13 protein-coding genes are annotated in these 13030 nt (G+C 48.2%); 7 read left to right on the forward strand and 6 right to left on the reverse strand.

What is annotated here, in order from left to right; genetic code table 11:
- The first annotated feature begins 5 nt into the window (after positions 1 to 5).
- Entirely contained in the window at positions 6 to 3449 is a 3444-nt protein-coding gene (locus NOX35_RS27825; RefSeq protein ID WP_256497007.1) for a conjugal transfer protein TraG N-terminal domain-containing protein, read from the forward strand.
- A gap of 41 nt (positions 3450 to 3490) precedes the next feature.
- Here NOX35_RS27825 and NOX35_RS27830 read toward each other — a convergent pair whose 3' ends face one another.
- A complete protein-coding gene (locus tag NOX35_RS27830; RefSeq protein WP_182312529.1) occupies positions 3491 to 3829 on the reverse strand; it encodes a hypothetical protein in 339 nt (112 codons plus the stop codon).
- A 547-nt stretch (positions 3830 to 4376) separates the two neighbouring features.
- Between NOX35_RS27830 and NOX35_RS27835 the strand changes: the two genes are divergently transcribed.
- Genes NOX35_RS27835 through NOX35_RS27845 form a run of 3 tightly spaced genes read left to right on the forward strand, consistent with a single transcriptional unit; the run spans position 4377 to position 6177 of the window.
- Positions 4377 to 4982, forward strand: a complete 606-nt coding sequence (locus NOX35_RS27835) for a transglycosylase SLT domain-containing protein (protein ID WP_182312531.1) — start codon at positions 4377 to 4379, stop codon at positions 4980 to 4982.
- A 10-nt stretch (positions 4983 to 4992) separates the two neighbouring features.
- Positions 4993 to 5583, forward strand: coding sequence for a hypothetical protein (locus NOX35_RS27840; RefSeq protein ID WP_256497008.1), 591 nt, complete (start codon positions 4993 to 4995; stop codon positions 5581 to 5583).
- Between the two features lie 9 nt (positions 5584 to 5592).
- On the forward strand, positions 5593 to 6177 hold the full coding sequence (locus tag NOX35_RS27845) for a FlhC family transcriptional regulator (RefSeq protein WP_232536456.1): 585 nt from the start codon (positions 5593 to 5595) through the stop codon (positions 6175 to 6177).
- A gap of 44 nt (positions 6178 to 6221) precedes the next feature.
- On the opposite strand, the gene NOX35_RS27850 is transcribed toward NOX35_RS27845, so the two are convergent.
- The 3 genes from NOX35_RS27850 to NOX35_RS27860 are packed head-to-tail and all read right to left on the reverse strand — an operon-like array spanning position 6222 to position 8155.
- Complete coding sequence (locus NOX35_RS27850) at positions 6222 to 6761, reverse strand: thermonuclease family protein (protein WP_182312535.1); 540 nt, start codon at positions 6759 to 6761, stop codon at positions 6222 to 6224.
- On the reverse strand, positions 6761 to 7126 hold the full coding sequence (locus tag NOX35_RS27855; protein WP_182312537.1) for a hypothetical protein: 366 nt from the start codon (positions 7124 to 7126) through the stop codon (positions 6761 to 6763). Before NOX35_RS27855 ends, NOX35_RS27850 begins: the two co-directional genes overlap by 1 nt.
- Before the next feature lie 12 nt (positions 7127 to 7138).
- Positions 7139 to 8155: a ParM/StbA family protein gene (locus tag NOX35_RS27860; protein WP_182312539.1), complete on the reverse strand. Its 1017-nt coding sequence runs from the start codon at positions 8153 to 8155 to the stop codon at positions 7139 to 7141.
- A 577-nt stretch (positions 8156 to 8732) separates the two neighbouring features.
- Here NOX35_RS27860 and mobI point away from each other — a divergent pair.
- The 3 genes from mobI (at position 8733) to NOX35_RS27875 (ending at position 11179) form a co-directional block, all read left to right on the forward strand.
- A complete protein-coding gene (gene mobI / locus NOX35_RS27865) occupies positions 8733 to 9266 on the forward strand; it encodes a conjugative transfer protein MobI(A/C) (RefSeq protein ID WP_182312541.1) in 534 nt (177 codons plus the stop codon).
- A gap of 323 nt (positions 9267 to 9589) precedes the next feature.
- Positions 9590 to 10027 carry a hypothetical protein gene (locus NOX35_RS27870; RefSeq protein WP_182312543.1) on the forward strand — a complete coding sequence of 146 codons (438 nt, stop codon included), beginning with the start codon at positions 9590 to 9592 and terminating at the stop codon, positions 10025 to 10027.
- Positions 10028 to 10054: 27 nt separating this feature from the next.
- Positions 10055 to 11179, forward strand: a complete 1125-nt coding sequence (locus NOX35_RS27875) for a HEPN-associated N-terminal domain-containing protein (protein WP_182312545.1) — start codon at positions 10055 to 10057, stop codon at positions 11177 to 11179.
- Positions 11180 to 11266: 87 nt separating this feature from the next.
- Here the strand turns inward: NOX35_RS27875 and NOX35_RS27880 are convergent, their stop codons facing one another.
- Together NOX35_RS27880 and NOX35_RS27885 are read right to left on the reverse strand one after the other, a co-directional pair.
- On the reverse strand, positions 11267 to 12022 hold the full coding sequence (locus tag NOX35_RS27880) for a hypothetical protein (protein ID WP_256497009.1): 756 nt from the start codon (positions 12020 to 12022) through the stop codon (positions 11267 to 11269).
- 613 nt (positions 12023 to 12635) lie between these two features.
- Entirely contained in the window at positions 12636 to 12959 is a 324-nt protein-coding gene (locus tag NOX35_RS27885; RefSeq protein WP_131667166.1) for a hypothetical protein, read from the reverse strand.
- Between the last annotated feature and the right edge of the window lie 71 nt (positions 12960 to 13030).

Genomic DNA, 13030 nt, shown 5'->3' on the forward strand with positions numbered 1-13030 from the left:
ACATCATGATGTCATTTACGATTTACTCAATAGGTGACTCGACGTTCCTAGAGCAAATACTTATTGGCATAGCAATGATCACAGGGGCGGGTGATCTAGAAAAGGCCGTCATGATTGGGATGCTATTTGGCGTTCTAATAATATGTGTCAAGTCGTTGTTACAAGGTGCCAAGCAAATCGAATTCCAGCAAGTTTTAGTTTGCTGGGTTTGCTACATGTGCTTCTTCGGACCAGCTACAGTCGTGACAATTGAAGATGCATACGATGGGAATGTGCGTGTAGTTGCCAACGTCCCCCTAGGTATTGGATTTACAGGAGGAGTAATATCCAATGTCGGCTACACGGTGACCGATCTATTCACGACCGGATTTAGCATCATCGCACCAAGCATTACAAGAACGGAGTTTGCAGAATCATTAAAATTGCTCAATGACACCCGACGAAATCTCGATAAATCGGGAATCTATGTCGCAATGAATGATGCCATGGGTGGCGGTTCTGTTGATATTAGAAAGAGCTGGGACAACTATATCCGTGAATGTACTCTGACCAAAATTGACTTGGGATTAATGTCCGTCGAATCGATGATGACGGGCAAGGTGACAGATGTTCTTCCCTTCATGTCATCACTGTACGGAACAAGAATTTTTTTAAATCCTGGGGAAATAGACGGCGAAGAATATACCTGCTCTGAAGGCTGGTTTTATCTAAGCGCTTCATTAGACTCCCTATCAGACATGCGTGTTCAACAGGCCATTTCTGCAGCAATCGGCTTGAACAGACCTGATGTTGGACAAGCTACATCACGCATTCAAGACTCTATCCAGGCTCTAGGGCAAGCGTCTACATCTGCGAACGAGTATTTGAAGGCTTCTATATTGGAGCCACTGTACAACGATGCTGTTGTTGGGAAATACAAGGACATGCTTGACTTTGGCTCAGCGGCCATGGTGAACCAAGCAATACAGCAGCGCAATACGCAATGGGCTACTGAACAATCAATGTTCGTCACGGTAGCTCGGCCAATGATGGCATTCTTTGAAGGTTTTGTGTACTCGCTGACACCCATAATGGCCATGCTCATGGTTATGGGAAGCTTCGGCATAAGCATGTTGTCTAAATATTTTCTTACTGTTCTATGGATTCAGCTTTGGATGCCTGTCCTAGCAGTCGTCAACCTCTACATTCATGTGATATCGACAAATAAGATAGCACAACTTAATCTACCTGGGCTTGATTCATTCTATGCCATAAACACAGCTGGTGAAATTCTGCAAAACTGGATTGCAACAGGCGGCATGCTTGCTGCTTCCACGCCCATTATTTCTCTCTTCATCGTTACAGGCAGCACTTATGCATTTACGAGCCTTGCTGGTCGTGTGAACGGAAGCGACCACATTAACGAGAAGATGTCGAGTCCTGATGCATTGCAAAGTGGCCCACTTGTAAACATGATGCCGATGCATAGCGGGAATTCATTCAGTGGAATACAGAAAACTGGCACAGAGAACTTAAATTCAAGTATGAATTTTGGTGATGCCGTTTCAAGCGGGATATCTTCAGCTTCTGCAATACAGCAATCTAAGTCTGATGCATTTAAGCAAGATGTTTCGCGTGGCGTTACCGAAGGTGGTAGTGCTCAGCAACAGTCCCAGAGAATGCAATCCTTAGGGCGCTCAGTCTCGTCGATGGGCACAAAACAGAGCCAAATGATTGATAACAAGGCTAGAGAAATTGGTAAGCAATATGGGCTAAGTGAGTCCACGGTAGACGCAATTAAAGGTGCTCTTACTCTATCTGCAATGGGCGGCGCTGGTGCAAAGGGTACAGGCCTACAGGGTGCATTAAGCGCAGCACTCTCGGCAGATAAGTCAAACACGGCTAGCGAAGGAGGAAGATTAGATAGCGTAATGAGGGCTGTACAAGGGGTAACATTCTCCACATCCGATTCTCAAGCCCTGACAAGTGGGCTTACCCATCAGGCGGTAGATTCAGGTAGCAATTCATTCACAAAAACATGGTCTGATAGCTCATCGAGGCAAGTTGCCCAATCAGCTCAGGAAAGTATTGCCGCAACTGAAAGTCTTACCTCTCTCCAAAGCATGCAAAGTTCACTGGGACAGCAAACCAGCACAGATATGAAAACTCTTGGGGGTGCTATATCTGCATCTCCTGAAGCAGAGAGCAGGTTGAACAATGCTGTGCAAAATGCTCCTCAAGCGGTTAGGCAAGAAGCGATTGCGTTGGAAAATCGATTTGCGAATAGCTACAACATGGACAGAAATGTAGCTCGTAATGCAGCACAACTTCAGGCACTGACAAACTCTAGCAATTATGCAAATGGAAATGGCAGTGCTGGGTTAGCTGAAGGCATGCGTATCATCGGTCAAGCTACTGGTAGGAGTCTTGATTTCACAGGTGATCCAAACAGAAATAAAGATCTCCAAAATCAAGCGCCTACAGGTGTCAATACTGAAGAGATCCGCTCACGAGTAGCCGGTGCACCTGATTTTAATGATGCGAAGTTGTCCTCAGTCACAACACAAGCTCAGAGGCAACCTGGTGGGCCAGGTTCTGTCATAGCAGATCATCAAAGTAGGACAGGAAAATTGGTTTCAAGCGGAAACCGTGCTCTTGAAGGAGTTGCCAATGATCAAAGCGACTTTATTAAAGATCAGATTATTAATAAATCAAGCTCCACAAGTTTTGCTCAACGCGACATGGGAACACTTGATCAAATTAAGGATCTGAGCAGTTCATTCATGGAGTTCGGGAAAAGCACTGCCTCCAATATACAGACATCGAATGATCAGAATGACCGAATTCTTGCCGATCCTAAGGGCGAAGGAATCAAACAGTTCCAAGAAGACTTCAAGAATCGCAGCACAGGCGAACGAGCAGTAGGCTATCTCGGCAATACCTTGCTGGGTGTCTCGGCCAAAGCGACCAATGCGTTCAATGAATGGCGAACTGGGAAGTCTAATTTCTCAGAGCACACCAAGAATATGAGCATTGAGGAAACAGGTGCATTCATGGCCCAAGGCCTCGCCCAAGCGTACTCAGGCGGCGCTACGACTGCAGCAAGGTTCTTGGACGATCATAAATCGGAGATGAAAGGTCTTACGAAACGCTTTGCCCAAGAGAAGCACGGTTTACCAGGATATCAGGCTGAAATTTTCGCTTCTGCAAAGTTCAATGATCAAGCCGGGCTTGATGCCGGTTATAAGGGTCTTCGTGAAAGTTTGGCGCAAAGGGATTCATCAGGAGAAATCCTCAGAAATTCGAGCGGTGAAGCAATCTTGTCGGAAAAGGACAACCGATTCGCACTCAGCATGTATAAGGATATATACAATGCCGGAGTGCACCAAGGATCGAAGGATGGGCAATCGGGTCCTATTCTTAAAGATGTGAAGGCCTGGAACGCAACTCAGAATACTCCCGGAAAGTAATTACCTTAAAAAAAACCGCTTCTGTTCGAGAAGCGGTTTTTTTATTGCCCTGGAAATATTCTTTTCCGCAAGTGTGGATTTGCGACTACAGGGTCTAGCAAGTCCAGATCGCTGGTAGAAACGCCACCTTTGAGGGTTGCAAATATCCCTCGCATTATTGCGAAGCCGAATAATGCCAAGAAGCCACCGATGAAGTAAGAGGCTCCGACCCACATCAGAATCGTGGCGACCATGGACTTGTTGATGAACTTCAACAGCATGAAAGCCAGATACAGAGCAGACGCACCCAGCGCGTAGATGCTCAGCAGGGGCGCAACAGGTAGCGTCAGCAAGGCGATTCCGGGGACATACACCAAGAAGATCTTGTTGAAATTCAGCATTGGTTCCTCTCTCTCTTCATGTACATCTAATTTACTACAGCTTCTAAAAATGCAAGCTCGGGAGCCGCCTTGCAGAACTTCATTACATGAATCTGACCTCAAACAGTCACTTGCCCATATAGGGCCATCTGTGCTTATAATGAACTCACGGCCACCTCACGCTGCTTGCTCAGCTCAACTGGCTGCTACTGCCGAAGTGCAGTCCCTCAAGGCCTAGTGCCACACATCACCTGCATTGCAGGTTCTCTCTGCCGAACAGGCTTCCCTACTGGGTAGGGATCAATCTGTGGCCTTGCTGCCACCAGCTTTGCATCGTTGGCCATTTCGCCTTCCTTGCTGCTTTCTCCTGCGCATCTTTTACATCTGAGATCTCGATTCAGCCGAATCGCGCCTTTCATCGCCTCGGGTACGGGCAACTGTGTACCTTCGTAACAAAACGTCTATCCCAAAAAAGACTAACTGTTGCATTACAAGGATTTGACATTCTGATACGATTTTACAGTATCGGAAAATGAACTTCTAAACGCATTTTGGATAACCTGCATTCATGCCCCAGTCTCTGCACTTGTGCCGACCGACCTCCTCCCTGCCCAGTCGTCGCCATATCCTTTCACTTCTGACTTTTTCCCTGGCCAGCTCAGCTGGTGGTGTTCTCGCGTCCACCAACACTACTTCCGTTGCTGAATCCTTGCGAGGCTCGCTGTTTGAGCAACAAGGAGCCAGCACAGGCACTGACCCTCTGCTGCTCTACACAATTGCTCTCGTTGAATCCGGTTTTGGGCGTGGCAAGGGAAACATCAGCCCCTGGCCATGGACACTGCGCTCCACCCAATCCCATTACGCCAAGACCAAAGCAGAAGCAGAAAAGAAGCTGGCGGAATGGATTGAAGCTTATGGTCGCAAGATTGATATAGGAATGTGCCAAACGAATTTGTTCTGGCATGGGCACCGGGTCAAGCAAGCTGCCGATTTGCTAGACCCCCCCACGAATTTGAGGGTCGCAAATCAAATTCTCATCGAGTCACTGAAATCTTCACCTGACGACATTGAGCTGGGCATTGGCCGTTATCACAACTGGACTGAGCCTGAACGTGCGCGCAACTACGGCTCACGCGTCTTGGCCATCTACAGAAACTTGAAACGACTGGGTTAATGACATGTTGATGTTTCAGACGAACATAATTCAAGAGCTGGATGACCGAGCTGAAGACCTGACATTCGGGGAATCAGATCCCTCAGTCAAAGAGCTGGATGCCTCGCTGTGGGGCATCCTGAGAAAGGTTTCCATCCAGAACCCAGAGCTGGCTGGCAAGCTCTTCAACCTGAAAAGCCACACTGTTGAACTTGCTGCCCAGCTGTCCGATGAAGCAATTTCAAACCTTTCATCTGGCACAGTTCTGAGCTTCAAGCTCGTCGCAAACCAGCACGAGATCTGCCAGTGGATAGAAGACAGGGACTACAAGCAGACGTTTGAAATCACTGACACCAGCAATTGCACAGATCTCTACTGGGTGCAGCTGGGCGTCCAGGCACGCAAAGATGTGGAAACAGCTTCACAGACCTTTGGCGTTGGCCTGAACCTGGTGCGTGCGTGCGCTAACGCTACGCTGATTCAGCTTTCCGGTATTTCCACAAATTTCGCAGTGAGCTTTGCTCTTCGTTTCGACGAATCAATCATTGCCGAAATCATTTCCGGGAGGCGAAACCCTCAGTACATCCTGCTGAAGAAAATCCAACAATCGATAACTGCATAAGAGGAAGACATGTCCAGAACCACACAGATAGCACCCAAAGCGCAGATGGCGTCGCTCACACAGTTGCTTCTCGCTCGGCAGATGACTAAAGCTGGATTCATTACGAAGATCATCATGATCGAAACCGGCCTTACGCACAAACAACTGCGCCGCATCTATAGTGGTTTTGAGCAAGATGAAGGTACTGGAGCAAGAAAAAACCACGGCACCATGCGGAGCGGCACGACACTGATCCACAACAGCGCGACAAAGATCCAGGCATCTTTGCTCATGCAGCTGTACTACAACCTGGGAGGGGACGATGTGACTATCTCTGTACAGATCCCTGAGCTGGTCAAAGCGTTCCGCCTCTATCACACCCTGCGCAATGAAATTCCCAGCATGAAGAACGGGCGCTGGCCATCTTTCACGATCACGGATGCCTGGTGCTTGGCCTCTGAACTTCGTAGTGAAATGGCCTCTCTTTCAGTGTGCAGTTCCTGCAAATGCTCGTATTTCACTAGCGTCAATCAGCGCACATATATTGAATGTCCGTTTTGCCATGATGCAGCTCGCCTTCCAATGAATGAATCAGCAAAGATGATTGCAGCCTGATCAACTCCTAAAAAAAAGAGCGCTAGATTTTCTAGCGCTCTTTTTTATTGTACTGCCCCATCACAAGCAGCATCATTCCAGCAGTCTTTGCGCCATTTCCATGGGGCTACTTGATTAGGCAGAGCCCAAACCCCAACTGCCTGCTTCTTGGCAACTGACTCCGCCTCATAGACCCGCGTGTCACGCACATACTTTGGGTTGGCTCTATTCGCCCACGCAAGGCCAGCACGCACCATTTTTAGGTTAACTGACTCACCATCAATGGTGATGGTGCATACGCCTCTTTTATAACGGTCATACTCATAACAATGAGCATTGACGATCTTCCCATGCACCAGTGACTTCAAATAGTCTGTGGCCTTTTGACTGAGCGGCTGCCCTGGCCGCTTGTGCCCATGCATCGACTCTGGAGCATCAATATCACTGAGTCGTATCTTTATCCGCGAGTTATCTGAGCGATGCAGTACAACTGTATCTCCATCGTCAACGTAGATGACTTTTCCAGTTTCAGACCAATTTTGTGCATTTCCCTGCAGTGGCAGAATGGCAAATGCAAGACTAGCTAATACACTGATCCTCATCATCACATTGAACCAAGTAAGGCGTCACGACGGCTTTTATTAACGGTCACTCTCTCCACGGTACGATTTGATGGGGGTTGATTGGTATCTTCAGATGCATGCACATTTTTCACCGCCGAACCAGCATCAGCATCAGCATCAGCATTCTTCTCCGGTTCCACAGTTCTGGGTACAGCTAATGGTTCACCAGTTACCAAGGCCGAGAGGTTTAGCGATTGAAGGCCAAGCATTGCCAAGGTGCGCAATCTTTCCCCTCTGTCGCGTTGATTGACTTTTACCAAGTCCCCGTAAAGCTCGGGATGCGAGAACTTGGAAACCTTAATATTTGATAGTTTCCCATCCCAATCATTTTGATCTGCTTTAGACACTATCAACTCCTTTTAACCCAGCATCCAGAAGCCGCGAGCGTTGGCCAACTCGGGATTCGCACTCATGATGATGTGCGCCTTTGGGAAAATCCGCTTGGCAGCTTCTTTATAAAAGGTTGCGCCGCCACCAGCCAAAAGAATAACGTCAGCATCTAGTCCTTCTTCTCGCATGGACTTCTTCATTGAAGTAAGCGCGAGGTCTGGAATCTTCTTGATGGCCTCTTCAACATAGCTCTTGATAGGAACCATCTTCCCATACAAAGGGATTTCATTCTTACCAGAGACAATTGCAGATTCTAGCTTTTCAACACTCAGTTGGCCTCCGAACTCTTCTTTGATTCGGCTTGCCGCATCATCCAAAAGTACAGACATCGCTTTAAGTGATGTACCGGATGAGTTATAGCGCATTTCACCTGCGGCGATAGATACCCAGTCAACCGAGAAGAATCCAGGATCAATCACTACTGTACGGCCCTCATTGATGACAGCTTCGATTTCATCTTCCTGCACGCTTTCACTGATGTCCATATAGGCTCCAGCAGGCTGAGGAACAACTACAACTTTTTTAACTTCAATCGTTGTTTGATTTGCAATTTGATGAGTGCCAGTCAGCTTATCTTTCAGTCTTTTACGGGTGTTTTCATCTTTAAACTGATCTACAGGCAGGCCTGTCACAAGCACATCAATCACTGGTTGCTCTGTCAGAGCCAGCGCTGCATAGAACAAAGCCTTATATTGGTTCGTACTGGGATAGTCTGCGTGCAATTCCCGCTCCCAGCCTTGGATGCGTCCAGGTTCAACACAAGCAGCCCATTGCTCATTGTTCACCAGGACCTGTACAAAGTCGGAGCCGTGACCGCCTCCAATTTTTTGAGGCATCAGCGACAGAGGGGCAGCCCCAACTGGTCGGACTAATGTCGTCATATCCGATTCACGATGGCCAAAGGCCAGCTTGAAATTCGAGTAGCCAATATCCATACCGAGGATAAATTCAGAATTCTCCGCTGCTTCAATACCTTTTTTCGCCATGTTCCCTCCTGTTGATACGACTTCAAAACGACTTGTAACGCATGGCATCATAGCATTACAGATGCATAAAATGGAACTATCAACGGAAAATTTTCTTCTCTAAGTCGCTTTGAAGTCCGAGACTTGCCCAGAGGATAACGACCAGGATCTCTGCTCTGCTCCTTCGAGGCTCGAATTCTTCGCGCCTGAAGCACACTCAAAGCCCTGAGAGTAGATAGGGATTTTTTCTGAGCTTCCCATAGAAGAAGGGAACAACGTAGTTCTTACCCACAAATGATCGCTTAGATTTGGTCAGATGCCTATAGATGTTCAACTCAACGCATCCAATCAATCACAGCCATCCTTGTTCGCTTCCCATAGAATATGGAGAGCACATAATTTTTCCCACTCTTTGAGTGCTCGTGAAAAGCTGAACATACCAGCACCTGGCACGTAGTCTAGGACCTTCTCGGTGATCTACTAGAAGGCCTTAGCAGGGAAGATTTCTTGCACCGGCCCTCTTCTATGGGAAATAACTCTCCCAGCCCATAGAAGATAGTATCTTGGGAAGGGACACATTTTTTTCCCAACAACCTCTATGCCCTCTTTCAACTCACTGCCGCCCAGCGCTCATATCGCACACCTCCGTTCTGAGCTTGAGAAGCCCTGGGAGCATCGCGTAGACATCGACTTTGAGGCCGCAGCCAAGACCTTCATGCTCAGCACTGCGGAAGGTGTTGAAGCGCAGCTGCTCCTTCTTGCTCTTGAAGCAGATGTGATTGCGGCCAACTTCCATCAAACTTCGCTCACTGCCCGAAAGGAAATGCCCAAGGAGCAGCAAACTTACTTGGGCTGTCGTGTCCGTATAAAAGATAGCTCTTTAGAAATCTCTTGGCATCGAAATAACGTAATACCTAAAGAAAAATCAAAATCTAGTATTCGAGTTCTTTCGAAGCATATAAAAAAGGGAAAGTCTGATTGCTACGACATGTCTTCATTCCAGCGTGAACCGGCATGGGTGCAAGCTGTTGTCGCTGACGCCGAGAAGACGTTTGCAAAATTGCGTACTCGTGCGAAGATACTCACGAAGTTTAGAAAAGCTTTGAGAGAGTATGAATCCTTGTGCAGCTAACCAGGTGATTACATGAGCCGACACAATCTAATCTATGGTGCTTCTGAGAAGACTAACCTTACCCTGTCACCTACCAAGATTGCGAGCAAGGTTAAGCCTTCTAATGCCACTCGTGCAATTTCGCAAGCCAGCCAACGCTCCTGTGAACTTCGCGGTGAAATTGAACACAAGGCTTTCGAAAGGCACGTAGGCACATTCCAGACACATGAATCCATCAATAAAACGAACTCCGCACATATAGCAGTTTTTTGGGCTACATGCTTTATGCTCGCTATCGTCGGCTTGGTCCTGATTAGCTAATTCACCCCATCAAACTTATGCCCGTGCAGTTAGACAAGTTTCCAACAACGATCAAAGATGCAGTTGCATTCACGAAATTGGTCCTTCCAGAGAATTATGATTATTTCAAAAAGGTTGATTATCATAATATTTTAGATCAGTTGCGTAAAGATTACAGTGGTCATGCTCGAACTTTCCTTAAAGTTCTTCTCAAAAGAATTCGCTCAGATTCAATTGAAGATACTGAACAAAAAATTGATTTAGCTCTTAAAGAACTAAGTGAATTAGCTCCTGTAGAGTGGGTACTTGACAGAGGTAACAAGACAATACTCCGTGATGGATCATGTCGCTACGCGCTTATCCACCTGGATCTTTTCATCAATCCCAATGGGGCATTTGCATGTATCGACAATAAAAAAATGGTTTGGCTTGAGCAGCCATCTAAAAATGGGACCTCGTTCGTACAGCCACCAATTTATTAATATTTCATTCACTTAGCTTGCTGTTATATGAGTCTAAATCGTGTCTGTTCATCTTGCTTTTCCGACAAAGACTTGCGTAGCTGGATACGTGAGAAAAATGGTCCTCGCGGATGCAACGCATGTCGTAAATATGACTCGCCTACCGTGGGTTTTGACGTTCTTGTGGATTACATTGAGGAACGCCTAAGGCGCTACTATGGCAGAGCAGTTGACCAGCTTCCATATTGCTCAGCTGAAGGTGGCTACTTAGGTCCACATTGGGATTCTTGGGACATGCTCGACAAGATTGGCCTAGATTTTCCAAGAGACTATACAGGCAGCCTGCGCTCGGATATTGCGAGTTCCATGACTGACGAACCATGGACTGATAAGGACGTTGCCACACTTGATCTTGACGATGCCCTGTGGAGCAGCTGGGAGTCATTTTGCTCGACAGTGAAACACAAACGGAGGTTTTTCTTTCATGCTACAGGTAGCGATGATAGAGACTCCTACACCCCAGCATCGCTGCTGAATAAAATTGCTCGTTCAATTGATTTTCACGAATTGATTACAGAGCTACCAGTTGATATTCGCCTTTGGCGTGCAAGAACAGATATACCCAAACGCAAGCGTGTGACAGCGACCGATTTTGGACCTCCTCCGCCCCAATTCGCGCTTCAGAGCAATCGCCTGAACCCATCTGGGATTCCAATGTTCTATCTCGCGTCTTCCACCACAACAGCACTAAAGGAAACACGCGAAGACAAAGGGAAAGTGGGACTATGGCGCTCGGCCCGCCCAATTCGAGTACTGGATCTGCGATCCTTGCCGGATATTCCTGGGATATTCTCTGATGAACCGCCAGAACTAGCCCAAACTTTGAGCTTCTTGCACGACTTCACGAACGACATCATGAAGCCCGTACCGCGAAGCGATAAAGTACAAATTGACTATCTTCCCTCTCAAGTCGTCACCGAGTACTTTCGTGACTATGAATTCGTAGACGGTGCACTGGATGGTGTTGCATACCGTAGTACCGTACATCGAAGTGGTTGGAATGTTGCACTCTTCCTGGGACCAGAAGATCTCGGACTTGCAAAACGTGAGTGGGGCGTTACGCCCACTCCTGCTTTCGAGTTCGAAAAATCGGTTTGGGCAACTTCCGCTTAGGCGTTATGCCGGATACACAGGGGAGATGAATGGGTAGCGGGGATGGGGTGTTGGCCACCAACGGGCATCATTCCGCTACCTTATGACCTAACTGGCTTCCTGAACAGGAGCTGCAATCCCCCCATAGTTACCGATACCAGGTATGGGATAGCGTCTTTCAACGCTCGGCATGTGAGGCCGGGGCAGCTCTTGCGGACATCTGCCCTCCAGTTCACAGAACCAGAACTGACCAAACTTTTCCCAATTGAAGGTGTATGACCGCGCGAGCTGGATGTTTACATCTTTCCCTCCAACCGGCACAGTGAAATGCCCGCCCTGAAAAGTGTGCCCGTGCGATGTGTCATAAGTCCAGCACTTACCATCTTTGGCTTTTGGATTGACAAACCGTTCCAGGTCGTTCATCACTAGGGCGACGCCGCGCGATGCAACACCTTGAGCTACATACTGCTCCAGTACATGTAGATCTTCATAGACATCTTTCATGAATATGTCGTGTGCACCACGCGTGCGACCCGATGCGGCTATCTTTCGATAGCACTTCATCTCTATGGCAATCTTCGTCTCACCGCTTGCGGACGCGCCGTGGACGAGGATATCGATATTGTTTGAGCCTGTGCCCATGTTGACGCCTGGTTCCAGCTCTATCTCCGCTCGTTCGTCCGGGTGTTGGAGTGCCATAGGTAAGAGCTGCTTCAACACAAAGGCGTACTGAAGCTGCATTGAAGCTTCTTTGTTGATGGGTATAAGGGTGCTGCCAACCTTTCGAGCGAAGACGGCCCAAGCTGCCGAAATGGTTGATCGAAGGCGGCTGTCAAATGATGTGTCGGTGATAAATGCGTGCATTTCCGCACTGTATCCGACCGAATCCAGCTGGCCCAAAGCCATGTATTCGGAAGACCACTGTTCAGTTTTAATTCCTCAGACAGCATCAAACGGGGCGCTGTTACTTGGCACAAAAAAGCCCGCAAGTGCGGGCAAAGATAGCAAGCGTTGAAATCACTCAGGTCTGATCACGCCTTGAGAGGTTCTGCAGCTCAAAGCTCACACCGGAATATGAGTACCAACACTCAGTATCAAAGCGCACCCGCTGGAGCATGAAATGTATCGACCGTACAGCCTGCCGGCCCACATGCCGCTTGAGCGCCCTGTGCAGAATCTGGTCTGAAAGCGCAGCCGCGCAGTCTTGTTCGCTCATGGTTTCAGAGCCTCGAAGAGCGCACTCCACAATCACGGCCTCCATCACAATCAGTGCTTTGTAGTTCACAACACCACCACGGTGGCACACCAACTCGGCCAGCTCCAGATGGTCCAGCCGCCGTGGCCAAGCTATAGCTGGCTGCTTCCAAAACGTCTTAGGCCGCGCTTGCCAAGCAAGAAAGCCTCGCACGAATGATGTGCTCGCCAGTCGAAGCGCACGGAATGTACGTCCGCGAGAATTTGAAGTGCTCTGCATAGTTCAATGCCCTTCAAACTCTGCTCTGGACACGATTGTCAGATCTCCAGCGAAATCACCACTGCCCACGCCTGACCCGATCAGGATCTGCGACTCGTCCCAGCTCCACACCTTGCCTGTGTACTTGGGACATTCACCCCCAAAGGTCGGCAGCTGTCCGAAGTCAACCTTTGAACGCACCTGGTAGTCCATAGTGCGCAATTCGGTGAGCAATTCATGAAGATTGTTGGCCGTGAGCTGGATCATCACCATCCCCTTGTTGATCTGCCAAAAATCTACTGTTGGCACTTCATCAACCAGGAATGCGGACTTGTCCAGTTTGGGCAAATCAGCAGTGAAGGTTGCAATGGCGTCGCTCCTAGAGTCTGGATACCTCAACAGACCGTCAATAGGTGCCC

The sequence above is a fragment of the Comamonas sp. C11 genome (assembly GCF_024496285.1).
GTDB classification, from domain to species: Bacteria; Pseudomonadota; Gammaproteobacteria; order Burkholderiales; family Burkholderiaceae_C; genus Comamonas; species Comamonas testosteroni_F.